We start from the raw sequence: 23822 nt of genomic DNA, 5'->3' as shown, positions 1-23822 counted from the left end.
GCGGGGGAGTGCCGGGTCGGTCAGGCCAGCGCTGTGGTCGCGGCCGTCCGAGCCGAGGCGGGGTCCGGCGCCGCCAGTGCGGCCGCCGCCGCGGCCTCGCACTGGGCGAGGGTGAGATCGCCGAGCCGGGCGCCCACCGATCGCACGGCCGCCGCCGCCATGGACAGCGACGTGACGCCGAGGCCGACCAGCACCGCGGCGAGCTGGGGGTCGGCCGCGGCCTCGCCGCACACGCCGACGGGCTTGTCGGCCGCGCGACCCGCCGCCGCTGCCAGGGAGACCAGGTGGAGGACGGCGGGCTGCCACGGGTCGGTCAGGTGGGCCAGGTCGGTCGCCATCCGGTCGGCCGCCATCGTGTACTGGGTGAGGTCGTTGGTGCCCAGTGAGCAGAAGTCGACCTCGTCGAGGATCTGGCGTGCCTGGATCGCGGCGCTGGGCACCTCGATCATCACCCCCGCCCGCAGGCCGCGGGCCCGCGCCAGGGTGGCGAAGGCGCGTGCCTCGCTCGGCGTGGCGATCATCGGGGCCATGACCGACGTGGCCACGCCACTGCGCCGGGCGGCCTCGGCGATGGCGTCGAGCTGGCGCTCGAGCAGCCCGGGGTTGCCCGCGCACAGTCGGTAGCCCCGCACGCCCAGCGCCGGGTTGTCCTCGTCGGTGTGCGAGGCGAACGCGATGGGCTTGTCCGACCCGGCGTCGAGCGTGCGGGCCACGACCTCCCGCTCGTCGGCGTACGGCGTGAATACCTCGGCGTAGATCGCGGCCTGCTCGTCCACCGACGGCTCGGTGTCGCGGTTGAGGAAGCACAACTCGGTGCGGAACAGTCCCACGCCGGCCACGGGCTCCAGGCCGGCGGTGCGCGCCGACTCGCCGTCGGCGACGTTGGCGAGCAGCTTGACCGGGTGGCCGTCGGCGGTGCTCCCGGGGCCGGACCAGCCCTCGAGCGCGGCTCGCTGGCGACGGTGCTCGGCGACCCGCTCGGTCGCGGTGGCCTCGTCCGGCTCGACCTCGGCGGTGCCGGCGGTCCCGTCGACCAGGACCCGTACGCCGGCCGCCAGGTCCAGCGCGCCCGCCGTGCCGACGACACAGGGGATGCCGAGCTGTCGCGCGATGATCGCGGTGTGGCTGGTCGGCCCGCCGCGCTCGGTCACGATCGCGAGCACGACCGAGGGGTCCAGCTCCGCGGTGTCGGCGGGCGCGAGGTCCTCGGCGACCAGGATCGACGGCTCCTCGGGGGTGGGGACGCCGGGCTCGGGGGCGCCGACGAGGTGGGCGAGCACGCGGCCGTGGATGTCGCGCAGGTCGGTGGCGCGCTCGGCCATCAGGCCGCCCTGGGTGGTGAACACCGTGACGAACTGCTCGATGGCGGCCCCGAGCGCGGGGACCAGGTCCTCACCGGCCCTGAGGTGCTTGCTCACCGCCGACCGCAGGCCCCGGTCGGTGGTGAGGCCGGCGCTGGCCGTGAGCACCTGGGCGGTGGCGCCGGCAGCGCTGGCCGCACGGCGCTGGAGGCCGTCGGCGACTGCCCGCGTTGCCGCGTCGTAGGCGGCGAGGGCGGCGTCGACGTCGGCGTGACCGCCGTCCCCGTACGCCGCGACGGCCTCGGCGGGGACCGCGTCGGAGGCGACCAGCGTGGGGCCGTAGGCGATGCCCGGGACGACCGGGGTGCCGTGCAACAAGGTGACCATGGTCACAACTGAAGCACGACTCACCCTTGACATGCAACAGAAACGGGCATAAAACAATACATACGAAGATCGTGACGGAGGCCACAACCATGTACGCAGAGGAACGGCAGCAGGCGATGGCGACGCAGGTCAGCGCCCAGGGCCGACGCTCCGTCGCGGACCTGGCACAGGACTACGGCGTGACCACCGAGACCGTGCGGCGCGACCTCTCGGTGTTGGAACGGTTGGGTTTGGTGCGGCGGGTGCACGGCGGTGCCGTCCCGGCGTCGGGGCTCACCTCCCTCGAGGTCACCCTCGGTGAGCGCGGACGTGCGCAGACCGAGGAGAAGCGGGCCATCGCCCGGGCCGCGCTCGACCTGCTGCCCCCGGCCGGGGCCTCGGTCCTGCTCGATGCCGGGAGCACGACGGCCCGCCTCGCGGCCGTGCTTCCCGAGGGCCACGCGCTCACCGTCTACACGCACGCGGTCCCGCTGCTCACCCGCCTGGTGTCGAACCCGGCGCTCGCGGTGCACGTCCTGCCCGGACGCGTGCGGCAGACGACGCGCGCCGCGGTCGGCCCGGACACGGTGGCCGCCCTGGCCGACCTGCGGGTCGACGTGGCCTTCGTTGGTGCCAACGGGGTGAGCCTCGCCCACGGGCTGTCCACCCCCGACCCCGAGGAGGCCGCGACGAAGCGGGCGCTGGTGTCCTCCGCCCGACGCGTGGTGGCCCTCGCCGACGCCTCCAAGATCGGCGTCGACGCGATGGTGCGCTTCGCGGGCCTCGACGACGTCGACACCCTGGTCACCGACTCCTCGGTCGACCCGGCGCAGCGCCGGGCGCTCACCGAGGCCGGACTCGAGGTCGTGGTCGGATGATCATCACCGTCACGCCCAACCCCAGCATCGACCGGACCATCGCACTTCCCGGCCCGCTCGAGCGCGGCGCCGTGCAGCGCGTGGACTCGGTGCTCTCCCAGCCGGGTGGCAAGGGAGTCAACATCTCCCGCGCCTGCGTCGCCGCCGGTGTCGACACCGTGGCCGTGCTGCCCGCTGCCGCGGACGACCCGATGGTCGCCGAGCTGTCGGCGACCGGTGTCGTGTGCCAGCCCGTCGCGCCGGCAGGGCCGATGCGGGTCAACCTCACCATCACCGAGCCCGACGGCGTCACGACCAAGCTCAACGCCGCGGGCGCCGCCGTCGGTCCACACGACCTCGACGCGTTGGTCGACGCCGCGCTCTCCGGGCCGCGGGGCGCCTGGGTGGTGCTCGCCGGCTCGCTGCCGCCCGGCGCCGACCCCCAGTGGTACGTCGGCGCCACCGCTCGGCTGCGTGCCGCAGGGATGCGGGTCGCGGTGGACACCAGTGGTGACGCCCTCGACGCGGTGATCGCGGCGCTCGCGCCCGGCGAGGGGCCCGACCTGCTCAAGCCCAACGCCGAGGAGCTCGCCGGCGCCACCGGCGCCGCTGTGTCCGACGTCCACGAGGACGCCGGCACGGCCGCCGCCGCGGCCCGGACGCTGCTCGACCGCGGCGCCGGCGCGGTCCTCGCCACCCTCGGGGGCGCTGGCGCCGTCCTCGTCGATGCGACCGGCGCGTGGCACGCCGTCCCCCCGCCGACGACCGTGGTCAGCACCGTCGGTGCGGGAGACGCCAGTCTCTTCGGCCACCTGGTGGCCGACCTCCGGGGCGCCGACGGCCCCGGTCGCCTCGCGTCCGCCGTGGCCCACGGCAGCGCCGCGGCCGGCCTGCCGGGCACCACGGCCCCGACCCCTGCCGACGTCCGGACCGACCTGGTCGGTGTTGCCGCGCTCGACCTGTCCACCGCCCACTGAAGGAAACCGCCATGACTGACCTGATGACCCGCGACCTCGTCGTCCTCGACGCCGACCTCGGCGGCGACCGCGAGGAGGTGATCGGCGCGCTCGCCCGGGTGGTCACCGATGCCGGCCGCGCCACCGACGGCGCTGCGCTGGAGCGCGACGTGCTCGCCCGCGAGGCCAAGGCCGCCACCGGCATGAAGGGCGGCATCGCGATCCCGCACTGCCGCTCCGCGGCCGTCACCGAGCCCACCCTGGCCTTCGCCCGGGTCAGCCCGAGCGTCGACTTCGGTGCCAAGGACGGGCCGGCCGAGCTGGTCTTCCTCATCGCCGCCCCGGAGGGCGGGGGCAACACCCACATGCAGATCCTCACCAAGCTCGCCCGAGCATTGGTCAAGCCCGAGTTCACCGATGCGCTCCGTGCCGCCGGCACCCCGGAGGAGGTCGTCGCCATCGTGGGTGAGCAGGTCGCCGCCCCGGCCGGTGCGGCGGCACAGCCGTCGTCCACCGGCGCCGAGCCGACCCCGCCGGACGCCGCCGGGAGCAGCGTCCGCCGCCTCGTGGCCGTGACCTCGTGCCCGACGGGCATCGCCCACACCTACATGGCCGCGGAGGCACTGGAGAACGCCGCGCGGCGCGCGGGCGTGGAGATCACCGTGGAGACGCAGGGATCGGCGGGCGGCTCCACCGTGGCGCAGGCCGACATCGATGCCGCGGACGCCGTCATCTTCGCCGCCGACGTCGGCGTACGTGACCGCGGTCGCTTCGCCGGCAAGCCGGTGGTCACGACCGGTGTGAAGGGACCCATCGACGACGGCGACGCCATCATCGCCGAGGCCTTGGCTCACGCCGCGTCCCCGAACCCGCCGCGCGTCGCCGCCGGTGGTGGCGACGGCGGCAGCCAGACGCAGGCGGGCGGCCAGGAGTCCTGGGGCGGACGGGTACGCCGCGTGCTGATGACCGGCGTCTCCTACATGATCCCGTTCGTCGCGGCCGGCGGCCTGCTGATCGCGCTCGGGTTCCTCCTCGGCGGCTACGAGATCACCGGCCCCGCCGACGACATCGTCGCGAACAACACGCTGTTCAACCTGCCCGACCTCCAGGAGTCCGGCCTGGAGCACGCGCTGCTCGACAGTGCGCTGCTCGCCTACCTCGGCGCGCTGCTGTTCAAGCTGGGGGCGCTCGCGTTCGGCTTCCTGGTCCCCGCGCTGGCGGGGTACATCGCCTACGCGATCGCGGACCGGCCCGGCATCGCCCCGGGCTTCGTGATGGGGGCCGTGGCCGGCGCCATCAACACCGGCTTCCTCGGCGGCATCGTCGGTGGCGTCCTCGCGGGCCTGGTGGCGCACTGGATCGCCGGGTGGCAGGTCCCGGCCGCGCTGCGGGGCCTCATGCCGGTGCTCGTGATCCCGCTGGGGGCGACCCTGGTCAGCGGACTGCTGATGCTGCTGGTGCTCGCCGAGCCGCTCGGCTCCCTGATGACCGCGCTCAACAACGGCCTGGACTCGATGAGCGGTGGCTCCGCGGTCGTCCTCGGTGCCGTCCTGGGCCTGATGATGGCCTTCGACATGGGCGGCCCCCTCAACAAGGTCGCCTACGGCTTCGCGACCGCCGGCCTCTCGGCAGCCGGGGCGGCATCGGATGCCCCGCAGCTGACCATCATGGCGGCGGTCATGCTGGCCGGCATGGTGCCGCCGATCGCCTTGGCACTCGCCACCGTCGTACGGCCGCGACTCTTCGACTCCGCGGAGCGGGAGAACGGCAAGGCGGCCTGGCTGATGGGCGCCTCGTTCATCACCGAGGGCGCGATCCCGTTCGCCGCGGCCGACCCGGTCCGCGTCATCCCCTCGATCATGCTCGGGAGCGCCGTCACCGGCGGCCTGGCGCAGGCCTTGGACGTGTCGCTGCGCGCACCGCACGGCGGCGTGTTCGTGCTGTTCGCCGTCGGCAACGTCGTCGGGTTCCTGATCAGCCTGGCTGCCGGCGTCCTGGTGGCCGCCGCTGCCGTCATCGCCCTCAAGTCGATCGGTCGTTCCGGCAGCACCGACCGTGCCGACGCCGAGGTCCCTCCCGCCCCGGTCCGGGCCTGACCCGACCGCAGCAGCACCCGACACCCACAGGAAGGTCCCACCATGGTCACCAAGTCCGTCGTCGTCGGCTCCGCCGTCGGCCTCCACGCCCGCCCGGCCGCACTCATCTCCGAGGCCGCCGAGGACCTCGCCTCCGAGGTGCTCATCGGGCTCCCCGGTGAGGAGCCGGTGGACGCGGCGTCCTCGCTGATGATCATGACGCTCGGAGCCGAGAACGGCGCCACCGTCGAGGTGTCGGGCGAGGTCGAGGCCGACGTCGTCAAGATCGCCGCCCTGGTCGAGCAGGACCTCGACGCCGAGTAGGGCTACCCGAACTGGAGCCGGAAGTCGCGCATCCGGAACGTCCCCAGCTGGCGTGCGCCGCGGAGGAACCCCAGCGGTCCGTCGGCGGCGAAGTGCCACTGCGCCCGCGCGGGCAGGGCACGAGCGGTCCCCTTCATCACCACGTGCGCGGTCGCGGGGTGGTCGGGGATCCCCGGCTGCACCACCCGTCCGGTGAAGGGGAGGCGTGGCGCCACCCGCGAGACGTCGGTGAACCGCGCCTCGGCGATGGGGGAGCGGCCCAGGGTGGCCGTCCAGCTGGTCCGGGTGAGTGGTCCGGTGGTCGCCGACTCGTGCTCGAAGTCGCACAGGTCCTTCGGGATCGCCCACAGCTCCCGGCCGCCGGCACGTGAGGCCGGTGAGTCGACCCAGATGTCGGTGATGCTGACAGTCTGGGGGCCGGTGGTCCCCGTCGCCACGCTGCGTGCGACGAGCAGCTCGCCGTAGGTGAGCGGGCTCGGCGCCCGGTAGTCCACCAGCGCCGCGCCGTAGATGCCGGCGGGGCGCGTCTCGTCGACGTCCTCGCGGACCCGGAAGACCGTGAGCCACATGGAGCCGTGCATCGGCCACGGCGCGGGGGGATAGGACGTCATGAGGGATCCACCTCTCGTGGGTCGGTCTCGGGGTCGAGGTAGCGGTCGGCTGTCTCGACGATCTCGGTCTCCAAGGCCCCGGGGAGGTCCTCGGTCAGCTCCTCGGCGCGGTCCGGTCCGGGGCCGAGGGAGGCGACGGCACGCCCCACGGCTCCGGAGACGTCGATCGTGCGGGCCCGGCGGACGTGCGGCTTCTCCACCTCACGCGCGACATAGCGCGCGACGAACCGGCACAGCTCGCGCTCGACGCCGGCGGCGTACCGGGTGATGGAGGCGGGCAGGCCCTGCGCCACGAGCTTCACCTCGACCTCGTGCGGCTCCGGAGCGACCACGTCGAGCTCGATGGCGAGGTCGGCGCGGGCGTGGACGGAGATCGACAGGGGCACCACGATGGCGGCGTCGAAGCGTTGCTTGTGCAGGCCCAGGTCGATGACGAACTCGAGGTCGACCGGCAGGTCGACGGCGAAGCACAGCGGGGCCCGCGCGACGCGACGCCCCGTCGCGGTGCCGATCCGGCCCCGGGCACGGACCCGGGCCAGGCGCCCCGGGCCGACACCGAGGGGGCCCACGTCGATCGGCTGCCCGGCGAGGACGTTGACGCCGGTCAGCACCCGCTCGGTCGTGACGGCCTCCGCGAAGAAGAGCTCGCCCCAGGCGGCGTACTCGATCCGTTCCTCGCGGGTCACGCGGACACCCTAGACCGCGCAGGTCGGGGCGACGGGGCGTGTCCGGCGTCAGACCCGGATGACGTGCGGACCGAGCGCCTCGTACCTCCGGGCGTCCTCGAGCGGGAGCTCGGTGCCGGTGACGATGGCCTCGAAGTCGGCGACGTCGGCGAAGCGCGTGAAGTTGCTGATGCCGAACTTGCTGTGGGCGGCCAGCAGCACGCGACGCCGGGACCGCTTGAGCGCCGCGTGCTTCACGGCGGCCACGGCCGGGTCCGGGGTCGTCAGGCCGTCGTCGGGAGTGATCGCGTTGGTGCCGAGGTAGGCGAGGTCGATGACGAGCTCGTCGAGCATGCGCAGCGCCCAGTGGTCCACCGTGGCGAGCGTCCGGCCGCGCATCCGGCCGCCCAGCAGCAGGACGGTGACGCTGTCACTGCCCGCGAGCGCCTCGGCGGCCAGCAGCGAGGAGGTCACCACCGTCAGCTCGCGGTCGGCGAGCTTCTCGGCCACCAGCCGCGGGCTGTAGCCCTCGTCGAGGTAGACGGTCTCCGCCCCGTGCAGCAGGTCGGCCGCAGCCGAGGCGATCCGGCGCTTCTGCGCCAGGTCGACCCGGCTGCGGTACTCGACCCCGGACTCGAAGCCCACGCTCTCCAGCGGGATCGCCCCGCCGTGCACCCGCTTCACCAGGCGACGGTCGGCGAGGGCCCGCAGGTCGCGACGGATGGTCTCCGTCGCCACGTCGAACTCACCGGCGAGGGGGATGACCTCCACCCGCCCGCGGGTCCGGGCGAACTCGAGGATCTGCGACTGCCGCGTGTCCGAATCCATGCAGGCATTGTGGTGCATGGCGCTCAGCCGTGCTCGGCCTCCAGCAGGTCCCGCACCTCCTCGGCGGTGCGGGCCGCGCGGAGCCGCTCGACGCGACCCTCGTCGACGAAGACGGCTGCGATCCGGCGGAGCAGGTCGAGGTGGTCCTGGCCCGCGCCCGCGATGCCGATCACGAACTCGGCCCGCTTGCCGTTCCAGTCGATGCCCTCGGGGTAGCGGACGAAGGAGAGCGCCGTACGCCGGATCGCACTCTTGGCCTCGTTGGTGCCGTGGGGGATGGCGAGCAGGTTGCCCATGTGGGTCGAGACCGAACGCTCGCGCTCGTGCATCGCCTCGACGTAGGAGGCCTCCACCGCGCCGGTCGTCACCAGCAGTTCGCCGGCCTCGGTGATCGCGCCGTCGCGCGTCGTGGCCGTCCCGTCCAGGGCGACGGCTCCGAGCTCGAGGGCCGACACCTTGGTCCCGGCAGCGCCGCCGGCCCCGGCGGTGTCCGATGCCGGAGCCGCGCCGGACGCAGGTGCACCGCGGTCGGACTCCTGGAGCATCTCCACGATCTCGTCATAGCGCGGGCTGCCCATGAAGTCGTCCACCGAGACGTGGACCGCCGACGGGGTCCGCTGCTCGGCACGGGCGGTGAGGTCACGGTGGGTGACGACGAGACCGTAGGTGTCGGTCAGGTTCGCGATCGCCTGGTTGACCACGGTGACGTCGGTCAGCCCCGCTGCGTCGATCTTGCGGCGGAGCACCGAGGCGCCCATGGCCGAGGAGCCCATGCCGGCGTCGCAGGCGAACACGATGCTCGTGATCGCCGGGGCGTCGCCCGAGCTGCCGACCAGGGCGCTGGAGGCCACCGAGCGCTTGCCCTTCATCGACTCCATGGCGCTCGTGGCGGTGGCCAGGTCGGCTTCGTCGTCGCTGCGGTCGGTCTTGAGCAGCACGGCGGCGATCAGGAAGGTGACGGTGGCGGCGCCGAGCACCGACAGCGTCACGCCGAGGTAGCTGTCGCTGGCGGTCTGGGCGTAGACGGCGAAGATCGAGCCCGGTGCGGCCGGGGCGCGCAGGCCGGAGTCGAAGGCGACGTTGATGAACACACCGGTCATGCCGCCGCCGATCATGGCCAGGATCAGCTTGGGCTTCATCAGCACGTAGGGGAAGTAGATCTCGTGGATGCCGCCGAGGAAGTGGATGATCGCCGCGCCGGGTGCGGAGGCACGGGCGAGGCCCTTGCCGAAGACCATGAAGGCCAGGAGCAGGCCGAGTCCGGGGCCGGGGTTGGCCTCGAGCAGGAACAGCACCGACTTGCCGTCCTCCAACGCCTGGTTGGTGCCCAGCGGGGTCAGCACGCCGTGGTTGATCGCGTTGTTGAGGAAGAGGACCTTCGCCGGCTCGATCAGGATCGAGGTGAGGGGGAGGAGCCCGGCGTCGACGAGGGTGTCGACGACCGTCTCGGCGAGCTCGCTGAAGCGGGTGACCGCCGGGCCGACGGCGAAGAAGCCGACGCTGGCGAGGATGCCGCCCCAGATCCCGGCGGAGAAGTTGTTGACCAGCATCTCGAAACCGGGCCGGATCTTGCCGTCCCAGAGCGCGTCGATGCGCTTCATCGACCAGCCGCCGAGCGGTCCCATGATCATGGCACCGAGGAACATCGGCACCTCCGAGCCGGCGATGACGCCCATGGTCGCGATCGCGCCGACGACGCCGCCACGGGTGTCGTAGACGATGCGACCGCCGGTGGCGCCGATGAGCACGGGCAGGAGGTAGACGATCATCGGACCGACGATGCCGCCGCCGGCGAAGTCGCCCCAGCCGCCGATCTTGGCGACCCAGCTGCCCGGGTCCTCACCGATCGCCATGCTGGTCAGCCAGCCGGTCTCGATGAACAGCGCGGTGATCAGGCCCCAGGCGATGAACGCGCCGATGTTGGGCATGACCATGTTGGACAGGAACGTGCCGAATTGCTGCACGCGGACCCGGACGCCGGTGCGGTGTGCAGGGGTGGTGGTGGACATCGTGGCTCCTCCAGGCGATCAAGTGATGTCGATCACATCGATGTCCAGTAAACCCCACGAACGGGCACATTGCCAAGAGAGTGGGCAAAAATGGGCACGTCTTTGTGTGGTTTTGTGCCCGATTCGCTGCTACGGTCAGTGGGCGACGTCACACCGACCTCGTGATCCGTCCCGCTGAAAGGACCCCTGAGATGAAGGCACTCCGCTTCTACGCCCCCGGCGACCTCCGGCTCGAGGACGTGCCGGAGCCCCAGTGCGGTCCGGGCGAGGTCAAGCTCCGGGTGCGCAACTGCTCCACGTGCGGCACGGACGTGAAGATCCAGCACAACGGCCACCAGAACCTCACCCCGCCGCGGATCACCGGCCACGAGATCGCCGGCGAGGTCGTCGAGGTCGGGGCCGACGTCAACGCCACCCACGGCACCGACTGGCAGGTCGGTGACCGGGCCCAGGTCATCGCCGCCGTCCCGTGCGGGGAGTGCCACGAGTGCCGCAAGGGCTGGATGGCGGTGTGCCAGAACCAGACCTCGGTCGGCTACCAGTACGACGGCGGGTTCGCGGAGTACATGGTCGTGCCGCGCGAGGTCCTCAAGGTCGACGGCCTCAACCAGATCCCCGACAACGTCGGGTTCGACGAGGCCTCGGCGGCCGAGCCGTTGGCCTGTGCCATCAACGCCCAGGAGCTGCTCGGGATCGAGCCCGGCGACAGCGTCGTGGTCTTCGGTGCCGGCCCCATCGGGTGCCTGCACATCCGCATCGCTCGCGGCGTGTACGACGTGGGCCCGGTCTACCTGGTCGACGTCAACGCCGAGCGGTTGGCCATGTCGGCCGACGCGGTGTCGCCGGACGAGACGATCAACGCCGCCGAGGTCGACGTGGTCGAGCGGGTCATGGAGCTGACCGACGGGCGCGGCGCCGACGTGGTCATCACCGCCACCTCGGCCAACCTCACCCAGGAGCAGGCGATCGCGATGGCGGCCCGCAACGGCCGGATCTCCTTCTTCGGCGGGCTGCCCAAGACCGACCCGACGATCACCTGCGACTCCAACGTCGTGCACTACCGGCAGCTGCACATCCACGGTGCCAACGGGTCGGCCCCCGCGCACAACAAGCGCGCACTGGAGTACATCGGGACGGGGCAGGTGCCGGTCAAGGACCTCATCACCCGCCACGTCCCGCTGGAGAAGGTGCTCGACGCCTTCGACGTGGTCAAGAACGGCGAGGCCATCAAGGTCACCGTCGAGCCCTGAGGAGGGCGGCGACCCTCAGTCGTCGGGGTCGTCCAGGCGTGCGAGCCAGGTCGCGAACCGCTCGATCGGCGTCTCGAACTCGGGGTGGACGTCGACGAATGCCTGCAGCTGGTCGCCCAGCCACGCCAGGGAGACCTCCTCGTCTCCCCGGCGTTGCTGGAGCTCCTCGATGCCGCGATCGGTGAAGTACATCGCTGACCTGCCCCTCGCTCAGTCGAACGCGCGCGCGACCAGGTCCTTCTGCTCCTCCAGGTGCCGCTTGGCGGTGCCGACGGCGGGGGAGGAGGATGCGACGCGCGTGATCTGCTCGACCTCGGCGTCGATCGCCGGCCACAGGTTGAGCCGCAGGTGGGGCGCCGGCCCCATGTTGAGCGGCTCGTCCTGCACCCAGCGCACGTGCTTGAGGTTCGGGTACTTCGCGATCTCGCTGGCGATCTGGTCGGCCGGGGTCGGGTAGAGCTGCTCGATCCGGCCGATCGCGTAGCTCTCGGCGTTGTCGCGGTTGCCGCGCTCGGCCATCAGGTCCCAGGTGACGCGGCCCGAGCACAGCAGCAGCGTCTCGACCTTGTCGGGGTCGGCCTCGGCGTCGCCGAGGAAGGGCTGGAAGGTGCCCTCGGTGAACGCGCTGACGGGGGAGGCCGCCTCCTTGCGGCGCAGCATCGACTTCGGCGTGAAGACGATGAGCGGCTTGTGCTCGCCGCCCAGCGAGTGCTTGCGCAGCAGGTGGAAGTGGGACGCCGGGCTCGACGGCTGGGCCACCACGAAGGCCTCGTCGGCGGCCATGGTGAGGAACCGCTCGATGCGCGCCGAGGAGTGGTCCGCGCCCTGGCCCTCGTAGCCGTGGGGGAGGAGCAGGACCACGCCGGACTGCTGCTGCCACTTGCTCTCACCGGCGGTGATGAACTCGTCGATGATGGTCTGGGCGCCGTTGACGAAGTCGCCGAACTGGGCCTCCCACGCCACGAGCGCGTCCGGACGAGCGACGGAGTAGCCGTACTCGAAACCGAGGGCGGCGAACTCCGAGAGCAGGCTGTCGTAGATGTGGAACTTCGCCTGCTCCTCACTGAGACCGCTCAGCGGCGTCCACTCGTCGGCGTTGTTGCGGTCGATGATCGTCGCGAACCGCTGGACGAACGTGCCACGACGCGAGTCCTGGCCGGACAGCCGCACCGGACGACCGTCGAGCAGCAGCGCGCCGAAGGCGAGGATCTCGCCGGTGCCCCAGTCGACCGGACCCTCGGTGATGGCCGAGGCGCGGCGCTGCAGCTGCGGCATCACCTTCGGGTGGACGGTGAAGCCCTCCGGCGGCGTCACGTAGGCGTCGGCGATCTGCTTCAGCGTCTCGAACGAGACCGCGGTGTTGGTCTCCGCCGCCGGCTTGTCGGGGTAGTCGGGGACGGTCGTCCACTCGTCGGGCTGGCTGGTCGCCTCGCGGACCTCGGTGAAGACCCGCTCGAGCTTCTCCTGGTAGTCCTTGACGACCTGCTCGGCCTCCTCCACGGTGATGTCACCGCGACCGATGAGCGACTCGGTGTAGAGCTTGCGCACCGAGCGCTTCTGCTCGATCAGGTCATACATCAGCGGCTGCGTGTACGACGGGTCGTCGCCCTCGTTGTGGCCGCGGCGCCGGTAGCAGACCAGGTCGATCACGACGTCCTTGTTGAACGCCTGGCGGTACTCGAAGGCCAGCCGAGCCACGCGGATGCAGGCCTCGGGGTCGTCGCCGTTGACGTGGAAGATCGGCGCCTGCACCATCCGGGCCACGTCGGTGCAGTACAGCGAGGACCGCGACGCGGCCGGCGCGGTGGTGAAGCCGACCTGGTTGTTGACCACGAGGTGGATCGTGCCGCCGGTGCGGTAGCCCCGCAGCTGCGAGAGGTTGAGCGTCTCTGCCACGACTCCCTGCCCGGCGAACGCGGCGTCACCGTGCACCAGCAGCGGCAGCACCGGGAACTCCTCGCCCCGGTCGAGCACGTCCTGCTTGGCGCGGGAGATGCCCTCCAGGACCGGGTCGACGGCCTCGAGGTGGGACGGGTTGGCGGCCACCGAGACCTTGACCTTGTCGCCGCGGTCCGCGACGAACTCGCCCTCGGCGCCGAGGTGGTACTTCACGTCGCCCGAGCCCTGCACGGTGCGGGGGTCGATGTTGCCCTCGAACTCGCGGAAGATCTGGGAGTAGTTCTTCCCCACGATGTTCGCGAGCACGTTGAGGCGGCCCCGGTGGGCCATGCCGATGGTGACCTCGTCGAGGCCGGACTCCGCGGAGGCCTCGCAGATCTCGTCGATGACCGGGACGGTGGTCTCGCCGCCCTCGAGGCTGAAGCGCTTCTGGCCGACGAACTTGGTCTGCAGGAAGGTCTCGAACGCCTCGGCCTGGTTGAGCTTGAGCAGGATCCGCAGCTGCTCCTCGCGGGGCGGCTTGGTGTGCGGCTGCTCGACGCGCTCCTGGATCCAGCGGCGCTGCTCGGGATCCATGATGTGCATGTACTCGATGCCGGTGGTGCGGCAGTAGGAGTCGCGCAGGATCCCCAGGATGTGGCGCAGCTTCATGAAGCGGCGACCCTCGCCGCCGAACGAGCCGGTCGCGAACTCGCGGTCCAGGTCCCACAGCGTCAGCCCGTGCGACTCGATCCGCAGGTCGGGGTGGCTGCGCTGCTGGTACTCCAGCGGGTCGGTGTCGGCCATCATGTGGCCGCGCACGCGGTAGGCGTGGATCAGCTCCAGGATGCGGGCCTGCTTGCTGATCTCGTCGTCGTGGGAGGTCGCGATGTCGGCGGACCAGCGGATCGGCTCGTACGGGATCCGCAGGGCGCGGAAGATGTCGTCGTAGAAGCCGTTCTCGCCCAGCAGCAGCTCGTGGACCCGCTTGAGGAACTCACCGGACTGCGCACCCTGGATGACGCGGTGGTCGTAGGTGGAGGTCATCGTCATGACCTTGCTGATGCCGTTGCGGGCGATCGCGTCCTCCGACGCCCCCTGCCAGGCGGCGGGGTAGTTCATCGCACCGACGCCGATGATGGCCGCCTGGCCCTTCATCAGCCGCGGGACGGAGTGGACCGTCCCCAGGCCGCCGACGTTGGTGAGGCTGACGGTCGTGCCGCCGTAGTCCTCCATCGTCAGCTTGTTGTCCTTGGCCTTGCGGATCATGTCCTCGTACGCCGTCCAGAAGGCCGCGAAGTCCATGGTCTCGCAGCCCTTGATCGAGGGCGCCACGAGCTGGCGGGTGCCGTCGGGCTTCTGCTGGTCGATCGCCAGGCCGAGGTTGATGTGGGCCGGGCTCACCATCGTGGGCTTGCCGTCGACCTCGCCGAAGGAGTTGTTCATCTCCGGCATCGAGGTCAGGGCGCGCACGAGCGCGTAGCCGATGATGTGGGTGAAGGAGACCTTGCCGCCGCGGGCGCGCTTGAGGTGGCTGTTGATGACGATGCGGTTGTCCCACAGCAGCTTCACCGGGATGTCGCGCACGGACGTCGCGGTCGGCACCGTCAGCGAGACGTCCATGTTCTTCGCGGTCGCCGCGGCGATGCCGCGCAGCGTGGTGTAGGTCGGCTCGTCGGTGGCCTCGGTCGGCTCGGGGCGGGGCGACTCCTTCGGGGTCGGCTTGCCGCCCTTCTCGCCCTTCCGACCCTTGTCGCCCTTCTTGGCCTCGTCGGACTTGCTCGACGTGTCCGACTTGCTCGACGTGCCGGACTTCTCGGACGTGGCCGGCTTCTCCGAGGTGGTGGCCTTCGCGGACTTCGTGGTGGACCCGTCCTTGCCGGACGCCTTCGCGGACTTCGCCGTCGACGCCGATGCCGAGCCCTGCGAGCCGGACGAGGCGGTCGCTCCGGCCGGCTGCGGCGAGCGGGCCTCGCCGCCGCGGCCGTTGCTGTGGCGTGCCTCGGCCGGACTGGCGCCCTCGCCGCGGAAGTACTCGGCCCACGCCGGATCCACGCTGTCGGGATCGGCGTCGAACCGTTCCTTCATCTCCTCGACGAGCCACTCGTTGGCTCCGAAGTCGACTGTGTTGTTGGACTGCTTGTCTGACGACTGCGCCACGACTCGCTTCGCCTCTTCCGCTGGCTCCGGGTTCGACCTCGCCCGCGTCCACGGGCGTCCGGGGACAAGGCTAGACCCACCACGGATGAAATGCCGCCTGCCACCCATCCTTTGGGGCACAGTGTGCGCAGCGTGACACTCTGGGGGCCGTTCCCGGGGGCCGTCCGGGCAGGAACAGGGAGGACGATCGGTGCGCAGGATCATGGCCGGAGCAGCGGGCCTGTTGCTCGCCTCGACGGTGCTCGTGGGGTGCACCGGCGACGAGGAGACCCCGGAGTCGGGTGGCGGCGGCGCCGGCTCGTCGACGACCCAGGCGCCGGTCGAGACCTCGGCATCGGTGGGCACCGTGGCGGGCAGGCTCGGCAAGAAGCAGCGTCGCCAGTTCCTCCAGGACGCCACGGCCACGGTCGACGAGTGGCTCGACGCGGCGTACGTCGCCGGCGACTACCCGCGCTCGGACTTCGGCAAGGCATTCCCCGGCTTCACGCAGGGTGCGGCGGCGCTGGCGCGCAAGCAGCCCAAGGTGATGAGCAACGCGGCCGTCGGTGACCGCGTCGAGCAGGTCACGGTGAAGAAGCGCAAGGTCACCGTCGACGTCCTCGCGCCGGGCGGCAAGCCCGCCGGCGCCACGGCGCGTGTGGTCCTGGTGGTCCAGCTCGACGGCGACGTGGAGCGCAAGGACCGCATCAGCGGTCGCCTGATGCTGACGCCGAAGGGGAAGCAGTGGAAGGTCTTCGGGTTCGACATGACGCGCAACGTGAAGGGGAAGGGCAAGTGATGACGCGCTGGCGCAACCCGGTGCGGACCGTGGTGCTCGGCCTGGTCCTGGCCCTGGCGGCGGTCGTGGTGCCCAACAGTTCGGTGGCCCCGACCCAGGCGGCCCTGGTGAAGTTCCAGCAGACCGACGGGGTCGACGTGCACCCGAACGTGGTCTGGGTGCTCGCGGTGGGGTCCGACGCCCGTCAGGGCCAGGACATGCTGCGCACCCGCGGGGACGCCCTGCAGATGATCGGCATCAACACCCGCACCGGCGCGGCCACCGCGATCGGCATCCCGCGTGACAGTTGGGTCCCGATCCCCGGTCGCGGCTCGAGCCGGGTCAACGCGGCGCTCTTCTTCGGGGGCCCGCAGCTGCTCGGCGAGACCGTGGGCAACCTGATCGGGGTGCAGCCGGACTACGTCTTCGTGACCCGTTTCCAGGGGCTGCGCGAGATGGTCAACTCCATCGGCGGCATCCGCGTCCAGAACCCGCGCTACTTCTCCGACTCCGACCTGTGGCCCCAGGGCTTCAAGCAGGGCTCGGTCCGGGTCAACGGCCACGGCGCCACCGCGTTCGGCCGCATCCGCAAGTCGCTGCCGGGCGGTGACTTCGACCGGTCCGCCAACCAGCAGCGCGTGCTGCGGGGCATCCACGAGCGGGTCCTCGAGCGCGCCGCCCAGCCGGGCTTCGTCGAGCGGGGCGTGACCTCGGTGATGCAGCACCTGCACACCGACCTCGGTCCCGTCGAGCTGTTCAAGCTCGCGCAGGCCGGCACCCAGGTCGACGCCGGCAAGATCACCAACTGCGTCCTGCCCGGCAGCATCGGCAACGTCGGCGGCGCCTCGGTCGTGTTCCCCTCGACCAGCAAGGCCCGCAGTTGGGGCGACCAGGCCCGCACCACGGGCGTCATCAAGAACTGCTGACCGGGCGCGCTCCCGCGGACGGCGCTCAGCGGCGTACGGCGGGCAGCACCAGCACGATGGCCAGGGCGGCCACGAGGAAGGCGCCGCCCATGTCCAGCGGCAGGGCGAGCACGCCGATCGCGTAGGCACCGAACCCGCTGCCCGCGTCGTAGGCGAGGTTCCACACCGTGCTGGCGCGTCCGTGCGCCCCGGGGCCGGCCCGCTGGAACATCAGCACCAGCGTCTCGTTCTGGATCGCCCCGAACCCGACGCCGTACGCCGCAGCGGCCGGGACGGCGAGGAGCGCCGCGCCGCTGTCCAGGTCCAGGGCGACGCCGAGGCCGGCCATGCCGAGCGCCGCGGTCGCGATGCCCGTCATCAGCAGCAGGGTGGTCGCTCCCGTGCGGTCGCTGAGGACGCCGGCCGCCCAGCGTCCGGTGATCATCGCCGCCGACGCGACGAAGAGCACGACCGACGCCACGTCCGAGGACGGCAGGGTCAGCGGCACGAAGGTCACCACGCCGCCGTAGGCGCACGCGACGGCCAGCAGCAGCACCCACGGGGCCAGCAGGGGCGTCCAGCGACGGCCGGAGGCGAGGGCATCGGTCGGCGTGGTGGGGGAGGCGACCAGCAGTCGGTCGTCGGTCATGCCGCGGAGCAGGGGGACCGCCGCGACCGCGAGCAGCGCAGCGGTCCAGAAGATCGGCGCGAACCCGACCTGCTCCACCAACCACACGCCGAGCGGGAGCAGCAGGACGGCGGGGAGCCCGACGGCCACGCCGTACTGTCCCGCGGCCCGGCCGCGTTCGGCCGGCGGGACGAGCACCGCCACCAGTGCGCTGCCGGCGACCACGACCATGCCGAAGCCGACGCCGCGCACCGCGGAGACCGCGAGCAGCCACCACAGCTCCTGGGAGGGCAGGTAGGCCAGCGTCGGGACGCCCAGCAGCAGGGCACCCAGGACGAACATCGAGCGGAGCGACAGCAGCCGCAGCAGCACGCCCATGCTGAGCTGGGCGGCGACCGTGCCGGCCATCATGACCGCGGTGAGCGAGCCGGCGCCCGCCGAGCCGGCGCCACCGGCGTCGGCCCAGAGAGCGCCGACCGAGAGCAGCGGGGCGTAGTTGGCGAAGGTCGCCAGCGTCGCGGCGAGCAGCAGCCGGAAGTCGCGCCCGGCGATCCCGCCGGGCGCCACGGAGCCCTCGGTCGCGCGCGTCACGACGAGCCCAACGGGCGGGCGGCCGCCGATGTTCCTGTCGCCGCAGATCGGGGGTGTCAACGATTGGGGCGCTGTCGGCGCCCGGTCCTAGGCTGAGCGCCGTGAGTGAGCCCGAGTCGGTGGTGTCGGGCGACCGGGCCCCGATCGTTCGTCGCGCCCTGCTCGACGCCGTTCCCCTGATCATCCCCGCGGTGCCGTTCGCCCTGGTGGTCGGGCTCGCCATCACCGAGTCCGGGCTCGGCAATCTCCTCGGGTGGACCACCGCCCCCGTCGTGTTCGCGGGCGCTGCCCAGCTGACGCTGATCACGCTCCTCGGCGGCGGCGCGTTCTGGGTGGCGGCAGTCGGCGCGGCCCTGGTGGTCAACGCCCGCCACCTGATGTACTCCGCCGCCCTCGCGCGGTACTTCCGCGGCCAGCCGCGCTGGTTCCGCTGGTTCGCGCCCTACCTGCTCATCGACCAGGTGTTCGCGCTGGCGACCCTGCGCCGGGGCGACGACCCGCGCACCTTCCGGACCTACTACCTGGCGATGGGCGCCGCGTTCGCGGTGTTCTGGTTCACCGCCGTGGCGCTGGGCCTGCTCATCGGGCCGGTCGTGCCCGAGGAGTGGCAGCTGAAGTTCGCGATCCCGGTGATGTTCACCGGCATCGTGGTGATGGCGATCGACCGTGCGCCGAAGCTGGTCGCGGCGACGGTGGCGGTGCTCGTCACCTGGCTCAGTGCCGGCCTGCCGAGCCAGTCGGGCCTGCTCGTCGGCGCCGTCGCGGGTGTCGCGGCCGGGTTCGGTGCCGGGTACCTCGCCGAACGGAGGTCGCGCCGATGACCGTCGCCCTCGCCATCGTGCTCACCGGACTCGGCACCTATGCCAGTCGCGCCGTCTTCATCGTCGCCTTCGCCGACCGGACCCTGCCGCCGCGCGTCGAGCAGGCCCTGGAGTACGTCGGGCCCGCCACGTTGGCGGCGCTGGTCGCCACGTTGCTCCTGGACGGGTCGGGGAGCCTGGCCGTCGGCGTACCGGAGGCAGCCGCCCTCGCCGTGGGCGCGGCGGTGGCGTGGCGGTTCCGAAACCTGCTGGCCGTCGTCGCAGCGGGCATGGGCGTCTTCTGGGTGACCGGTCTCTGGTTCTGACTACCCGGCGGTGCCGCGGGGGCGCTCGAAGAGCCGGGTCATCACGATCGAGCTCCGGGTGCGGTCGACCCGCATGTTCTGCCGGACCTGCTCCACGCAGGCCTCGACGTCGGCCATGTTGCGCGCCATGACGTGCACCAGCGCGTCCGCGTCGCCGGAGACGGTCCACACGCCGACCACCTGCGGGATGGTCTCCAGGCTCCGGCGCAGCTCGGCGGGCGAGACGTTGCCGCGGTAGTACACCTCCACGTAGGCCTCGGTGGACCACCCCAGGGCGGCGGGGTCGACGACGGCGGTGAAGCCCGCGATCTCGCCGCTGGCCCGCATGCGGTCGACACGGCGCTTGACGGCCGGGGCCGAGAGGCCCACGCCGCTGCCGATCTCGGCGAAGCTGGCGCGCCCGTCGCGCAGCAGGTGGCCGAGGATGTCGCGGTCGACCTCGTCCATGGTGCCTCCGATCCTTGCGTCACCGATCAACGAATCGACACCAAGTATGCCGAATCTGCAACGAAAGTCCCTCGTTGCGACGTTCTGCGCAACGTAGTGTCGCCCTGACCGTGCTCCGACCCGGGAGGTGCCCATGACCGCGACCACCGCGCCACTGACTGCTGTTCCCGAGCCGGAGGGCCGGGCGACGCCGCGTCGGTACCTGATGTGCCGGCCCGACCACTTCGAGGTCAGCTACGCCATCAACCCGTGGATGGACACCAGCACCCCGGTGGACCGCGCCCGGGCGATCGGCCAGTGGGAGGCCCTCCGGGCGGCGTACGTCGCCCACGGCCACACGGTCGAGACCCTCGCCCCGGAGCCGGGGCTGCCCGACATGGTGTTCGCGGCCAACGGCGGCATCGCCATCGGGGAGCGCGCCATGGCTGCGCGGTTCGTGCACCCCGAGCGCCAGCCCGAGGGCGACGCCTACCAGGCCTGGTTCGAGCAGGCGCACCGCGACGTCACGCGCTCCACCGACGACAACGAGGGCCAGGGCGACTTCCTCCAGGTCGGCGAGATCATGCTCGCCGGCACCGGCTTCCGCACCTCGGTGGCCGCACACCGTGAGGTGGAGCGCTTCTTCGGGGTCCCGGTGGTCACCCTCGAGCTCGTCGACCCGCGCTTCTACCACCTCGACACCGCGCTGGCCGTCCTCGACGCGGAGACCGTCGCGTACTACCCACCGGCCTTCACGCCGGCCAGCCGCACGCTGCTGCGCCGTCTCTTCCCCGACGCGATCATCGCCACCGACGAGGACGCCGCGGTGCTCGGCCTGAACGCGGTCTCTGATGGCCACCACGTGTTCCTCAGCGCCGCCGCGACCGGCCTCCACGACGCCCTCCGGGTGCGTGGCTTCGAGCCCGTCGGCATCGAGCTCTCCGAGCTGCTCAAGGCCGGCGGCAGCGTGAAGTGCTGCACCCTGGAGCTGCACTGAGGCCCGCTCGCCCCTGAGGTGAGGGCGACAGGGGACAATCTGCTGCCATGGGCAGCCACCACGCTCGGCACGCCGAGACCGACGACCACCCGATGCGGCGCATCGCGATCGCGGTGATCGCGCCGTTGGCGTTGGTCACGCTGGCGGGGCTGGTGTGGCTCTGGCCGCCGCCGGTCGAGGAGGCCCCCACGCCCGAGGGGGCCGGGGCGCAGTACGACGCCGAGGTGACCGCCATCGAGCAGGAGCCCTGCCCGGAGGAGCCCGAGGTTCCCGAGGCGCAGTCGCCGGCCGACCAGGTCAACGGGTGCGGGACCGCCACGGTGCGCGTGACCGAGGGGCAGCGCGAGGGCACCGAGTACGACGTCCCACTGCCCAACGGCCCCGGCGCGGCCGAGATCGTCGAGGGCGACCAGGTGGTGCTGCTGGAGTCCGAGACGCCCGACGGGGCGACGTACGCCATCGTCGACCACCAGCGCGACAGCCAGCTGTGGCTGCTGGGCATCGCGTTCGTGCTCGCGGTGGTCGCCTTCGGTCGCTGGCGGGGTGTCAGCGCGCTTGCCGGCCTCGCGGTGACCTTCTTCGTGCTGCTCTACTTCGTGGTGCCGGCCATCCTCGACGGCTCGCCGCCACTGCTGGTGGCCATCATCGGGTCGGCGGCGATCATGCTCACGGTGCTCTACCTGACCCACGGCCTCGCGTGGTCGACGACCGTCGCGGTGCTCGGCACGTTGGGCAGCCTCGCCCTGACCGGCGTGTTGGCGCTGGTCGCCGTCGAGGCGATGCACCTGACCGGCTTCGCCGACGACGCCTCCACCTTCGTCGGCGAGATCCACAGCGTGAACCTGCAGGGCCTCCTGCTCGCCGGCATCGTCATCGGGTCCCTGGGCGTCCTCGACGACGTGACCGTCACCCAGTCGGCGACCGTCACCGAGCTGGCTCGTGCGAACCCCACCTACCGCTTCGGCGACCTCTACCGCGCCGGCGCCCGGGTGGGGCGCTCCCACATCGCGTCGGTGATCAACACCATCATCCTCGCCTACGCCGGCTCGTCGCTGCCGCTGATGATCCTCATCATCGCCGGCAACCAGTCCTTCGGTGACGTGGTGACCGACCAGATCATCGCCCAGGAGATCGTCCGCAGCGCGGTGGCGACCATCGGCCTGGTCGCCGCCGTGCCGCTCACCACCGCCCTGGGTGCCGCCACGGCACGTCGCGGCGCCCCTCGCCGGGACGACGGTTCCCTTGCCCCGGGTCCGTAGGTTCGTCCGGACGCCACCAACGGAGAGGGAGTTCTCGCAGTGCGTGTGAAGAAGGTGCTCGCGGCCGCCCTGGTCGCGCCCACGGTGTTCCTGGCGGCCTGCTCGTCCGACGACGGGGCAGGTTCCGAGGCGACCTCGCAGGAGTCGTCCTCCTCCGCGGAGGAGGGCGCCGGCGGCGAGGCCGCCGCAGAGCCGGACCTCGACGGCGTTCCCGACGTCGTGGCCGAGGTCAACGGCGAGGAGATCAGCAAGGACGAGTTCGTGCCGGCGTACGAGCAGCAGTTCCAGCAGATGGCCGCCCAGTCGCAGATGACCGGGCAGCAGCCGGACCAGGACGAGCTCAAGAAGCAGGTCGCCGACCAGCTGGTCAACACCGAGCTGCTGGAGCAGGCGGCCGCCGAGCGTGGCATCGAGGCCAGTGAGAAGCAGGTCGACCGGACCCTCGCCGACCTGGCCAAGAGCAACCAGATGGGCTCGGCGGACGAGTTCATCTCCGCGCTGAAGGAGCAGGGCATGTCCGAGGACGAGGTCCTGTCCCAGGTCGCGGTGCAGGTCAAGCTCGACCAGCTGCTGGAGAAGGAGTCGGGCGGGGTGAAGATCACCGACGCCGAGCTCCGCAAGGCCTACGACCAGCTCAAGTCGCAGAGCAAGCAGACCGGCCAGAAGGCGCCGTCCTTCCAGAAGTCCCGTTCGCAGCTGGAGGAGCAGGTCAAGAGCGAGAAGCTCAACGGCGTCGCCCAGACGCTGCTGAAGGACCTCCGCAAGGACGCGGAGATCTCGGTCAACGTCTGATGGTGTGAGATGGCGCCGTGAGCGCGCTCCGTGACCCGTCGCCGACCGTGCTGCTCGCCACCTGCGAGCGGCTGCCCGACGGCGAGCCGGGGGCCGCGGCGCTCGAGGCAGCGTTGGCCGACCGGGGCATCGCGTCCCGGTGGGTGCGCTGGGACGATCCTGCGGTGGACTGGACCGCGGCCGACCTGGTCGCGGTCCGGTCCACCTGGGACTACGCCGAGCGGGTCGAGGAGTTCCTGGCGTGGTCGGCCCGCGTCGGGTCGCAGGTGGTGCACGGCCCGACGGTCTTCGGCTGGAACACCCACAAGGGCTACCTCGCCGAGCTCGGCGCCGCCGGGGTGCCGATCGTGCCCACCGAGGTCGCGACCACCACCGCGGAGGTGCGGGACCTGGTGGCTCGCGAGGGCTCCTGGGTGGTGAAGCCGGCCGTCGGCGCCGGTGGTCGGGGAGTGGTCCTGGTCGACGACCCGCGTGGCGTGGACCGTGTCGGCGGTGCGGGACCGTGGGTCGTGCAGCCCTTCGTGCCGAGCGTCGCCGAGGCGGGCGAGGCGTCGGTCTTCGTCATCGATGGCGCACCGGTCGCGCAGGTCGCCAAACGGCCCGCGTCGGGGGAGATCCGGGTTCACGAGACCTACGGCGGCACCTCGACCCCCGTGGCCCTCACCGAGGCGGCGACCACCCCCGCACTCGACGCGTGCGCGACCGTCTCCCGGCTGCTCGGGGTCGACCTGGTCTATGCGCGCGTCGACCTGTTGTGGTGGCGCGACGCCTGGGTCGTGAGCGAGGTCGAGCTCACCGAGCCCGGCCTCTACCTCGACGTCATGCCGGAGAACGCCGGTCCCTTCGCCGACGCGCTCGCGAGGCGGCTGGGCCGCTCGGGCTGAGCGGCTGCGGAGGTCTCGACACGGTGCCGCTCGTCCCTCGCGACACCGGCTCGACCACCAAGTCATTGCCGCCCGAGGATCGAGCGGCTCTGCTGGTCGAGCCGGCGGAGCGTGGTCGGACCCTCGAGTGAGCTCGGTGGTCGAGCCGTGTCGGCCCCCGAGTGAGTGGCCTTGGTG

At 71.9% G+C, this 23822-nt stretch carries 22 protein-coding genes; 13 read left to right on the top strand and 9 right to left on the bottom strand.

All coding sequences use genetic code 11. From position 1 onward, the window contains the following. Positions 1–20 precede the first annotated feature (20 nt). Positions 21–1688 carry a phosphoenolpyruvate--protein phosphotransferase gene (gene ptsP, locus KUV85_RS08235; protein WP_219962727.1) on the bottom strand — a complete coding sequence of 556 codons (1668 nt, stop codon included), beginning with the start codon at positions 1686–1688 and terminating at the stop codon, positions 21–23. An 89-nt stretch (positions 1689–1777) separates the two neighbouring features. Between ptsP and KUV85_RS08230 the strand changes: the two genes are divergently transcribed. The 4 genes from KUV85_RS08230 to KUV85_RS08215 are packed head-to-tail and all read left to right on the top strand — an operon-like array spanning position 1778 to position 5879. Continuing rightward, positions 1778–2545, top strand: coding sequence for a DeoR/GlpR family DNA-binding transcription regulator (locus tag KUV85_RS08230; RefSeq protein ID WP_219962726.1), 768 nt, complete (start codon positions 1778–1780; stop codon positions 2543–2545). Then, on the top strand, positions 2542–3501 hold the full coding sequence (locus KUV85_RS08225) for a 1-phosphofructokinase family hexose kinase (protein ID WP_219962725.1): 960 nt from the start codon (positions 2542–2544) through the stop codon (positions 3499–3501). Before KUV85_RS08230 ends, KUV85_RS08225 begins: the two co-directional genes overlap by 4 nt. A gap of 11 nt (positions 3502–3512) precedes the next feature. Further along, complete coding sequence (locus tag KUV85_RS08220) at positions 3513–5576, top strand: PTS fructose transporter subunit IIABC (RefSeq protein WP_219962724.1); 2064 nt, start codon at positions 3513–3515, stop codon at positions 5574–5576. A 42-nt stretch (positions 5577–5618) separates the two neighbouring features. Further along, the gene (locus tag KUV85_RS08215; protein WP_219962723.1) at positions 5619–5879 is read left to right on the top strand and encodes an HPr family phosphocarrier protein; all 261 of its coding nucleotides are present in this window, start codon (positions 5619–5621) and stop codon (positions 5877–5879) included. A 2-nt stretch (positions 5880–5881) separates the two neighbouring features. On the opposite strand, the gene KUV85_RS08210 is transcribed toward KUV85_RS08215, so the two are convergent. The 4 genes from KUV85_RS08210 to KUV85_RS08195 are packed head-to-tail and all read right to left on the bottom strand — an operon-like array spanning position 5882 to position 9992. Then, a complete protein-coding gene (locus tag KUV85_RS08210) occupies positions 5882–6490 on the bottom strand; it encodes an acetoacetate decarboxylase family protein (protein ID WP_219962722.1) in 609 nt (202 codons plus the stop codon). Continuing rightward, on the bottom strand, positions 6487–7176 hold the full coding sequence (locus KUV85_RS08205; RefSeq protein WP_219962721.1) for a hypothetical protein: 690 nt from the start codon (positions 7174–7176) through the stop codon (positions 6487–6489). Before KUV85_RS08205 ends, KUV85_RS08210 begins: the two co-directional genes overlap by 4 nt. Positions 7177–7224: 48 nt before the next feature. Then, entirely contained in the window at positions 7225–7983 is a 759-nt protein-coding gene (locus KUV85_RS08200; RefSeq protein WP_219962720.1) for a DeoR/GlpR family DNA-binding transcription regulator, read from the bottom strand. Between the two features lie 23 nt (positions 7984–8006). Next, positions 8007–9992: a PTS mannitol transporter subunit IICBA gene (locus KUV85_RS08195; protein ID WP_219962719.1), complete on the bottom strand. Its 1986-nt coding sequence runs from the start codon at positions 9990–9992 to the stop codon at positions 8007–8009. A 191-nt stretch (positions 9993–10183) separates the two neighbouring features. On the opposite strand from KUV85_RS08195, the gene KUV85_RS08190 reads away from it, so the two are divergent. Further along, positions 10184–11242 (top strand): zinc-dependent dehydrogenase, encoded by a 1059-nt coding sequence (locus KUV85_RS08190; protein ID WP_219962718.1) that lies wholly within the window; start codon positions 10184–10186, stop codon positions 11240–11242. Positions 11243–11257: 15 nt separating this feature from the next. Here KUV85_RS08190 and KUV85_RS08185 read toward each other — a convergent pair whose 3' ends face one another. Then, a complete protein-coding gene (locus tag KUV85_RS08185) occupies positions 11258–11434 on the bottom strand; it encodes a DUF6104 family protein (protein ID WP_219962717.1) in 177 nt (58 codons plus the stop codon). A gap of 18 nt (positions 11435–11452) precedes the next feature. Then, a complete protein-coding gene (locus KUV85_RS08180) occupies positions 11453–15280 on the bottom strand; it encodes a multifunctional oxoglutarate decarboxylase/oxoglutarate dehydrogenase thiamine pyrophosphate-binding subunit/dihydrolipoyllysine-residue succinyltransferase subunit (RefSeq protein ID WP_219962716.1) in 3828 nt (1275 codons plus the stop codon). A 190-nt stretch (positions 15281–15470) separates the two neighbouring features. Here KUV85_RS08180 and KUV85_RS08175 point away from each other — a divergent pair, with 190 nt between their 5' ends. Continuing rightward, on the top strand, positions 15471–16058 hold the full coding sequence (locus tag KUV85_RS08175) for a hypothetical protein (protein ID WP_219962715.1): 588 nt from the start codon (positions 15471–15473) through the stop codon (positions 16056–16058). Next, complete coding sequence (locus tag KUV85_RS08170) at positions 16058–16963, top strand: LCP family protein (RefSeq protein WP_219962714.1); 906 nt, start codon at positions 16058–16060, stop codon at positions 16961–16963. The genes KUV85_RS08175 and KUV85_RS08170 overlap by 1 nt, the downstream gene beginning before the upstream one ends. A 25-nt stretch (positions 16964–16988) precedes the next feature. Here the strand turns inward: KUV85_RS08170 and KUV85_RS08165 are convergent, their stop codons facing one another. Beyond that, positions 16989–18161, bottom strand: a complete 1173-nt coding sequence (locus KUV85_RS08165; RefSeq protein ID WP_219962713.1) for an MFS transporter — start codon at positions 18159–18161, stop codon at positions 16989–16991. A 101-nt stretch (positions 18162–18262) separates the two neighbouring features. On the opposite strand from KUV85_RS08165, the gene KUV85_RS08160 reads away from it, so the two are divergent. Both KUV85_RS08160 and KUV85_RS08155 read left to right on the top strand, forming a co-directional pair. After that, positions 18263–18982: an AzlC family ABC transporter permease gene (locus KUV85_RS08160; protein ID WP_219962712.1), complete on the top strand. Its 720-nt coding sequence runs from the start codon at positions 18263–18265 to the stop codon at positions 18980–18982. Further along, positions 18979–19287, top strand: coding sequence for an AzlD domain-containing protein (locus KUV85_RS08155; RefSeq protein WP_219962711.1), 309 nt, complete (start codon positions 18979–18981; stop codon positions 19285–19287). The genes KUV85_RS08160 and KUV85_RS08155 overlap by 4 nt, the downstream gene beginning before the upstream one ends. Here the strand turns inward: KUV85_RS08155 and KUV85_RS08150 are convergent, their stop codons facing one another. Next, the gene (locus KUV85_RS08150) at positions 19288–19734 is read right to left on the bottom strand and encodes an Lrp/AsnC family transcriptional regulator (protein WP_219962710.1); all 447 of its coding nucleotides are present in this window, start codon (positions 19732–19734) and stop codon (positions 19288–19290) included. It abuts the gene before it with no gap. Between the two features lie 133 nt (positions 19735–19867). Here KUV85_RS08150 and ddaH point away from each other — a divergent pair, with 133 nt between their 5' ends. From ddaH to KUV85_RS08130, 4 genes are read left to right on the top strand one after another with little or no spacing between them, the layout of a single operon-like run. After that, complete coding sequence (ddaH, locus tag KUV85_RS08145) at positions 19868–20710, top strand: dimethylargininase (protein ID WP_219962709.1); 843 nt, start codon at positions 19868–19870, stop codon at positions 20708–20710. 47 nt (positions 20711–20757) lie between these two features. Continuing rightward, positions 20758–21969: a YibE/F family protein gene (locus KUV85_RS08140; RefSeq protein ID WP_219962708.1), complete on the top strand. Its 1212-nt coding sequence runs from the start codon at positions 20758–20760 to the stop codon at positions 21967–21969. A 39-nt stretch (positions 21970–22008) separates the two neighbouring features. Continuing rightward, positions 22009–22761: a SurA N-terminal domain-containing protein gene (locus tag KUV85_RS08135; RefSeq protein ID WP_219962707.1), complete on the top strand. Its 753-nt coding sequence runs from the start codon at positions 22009–22011 to the stop codon at positions 22759–22761. A gap of 17 nt (positions 22762–22778) precedes the next feature. Next, positions 22779–23645, top strand: coding sequence for an ATP-grasp domain-containing protein (locus tag KUV85_RS08130; protein WP_219962706.1), 867 nt, complete (start codon positions 22779–22781; stop codon positions 23643–23645). Positions 23646–23822 lie beyond the last annotated feature (177 nt).

The sequence above is a fragment of the Nocardioides panacisoli genome (assembly GCF_019448235.1).
Classification (GTDB): domain Bacteria; phylum Actinomycetota; class Actinomycetes; order Propionibacteriales; family Nocardioidaceae; genus Nocardioides; species Nocardioides panacisoli_A.
This window is presented reverse-complemented; position numbering and strand designations above follow the sequence as displayed.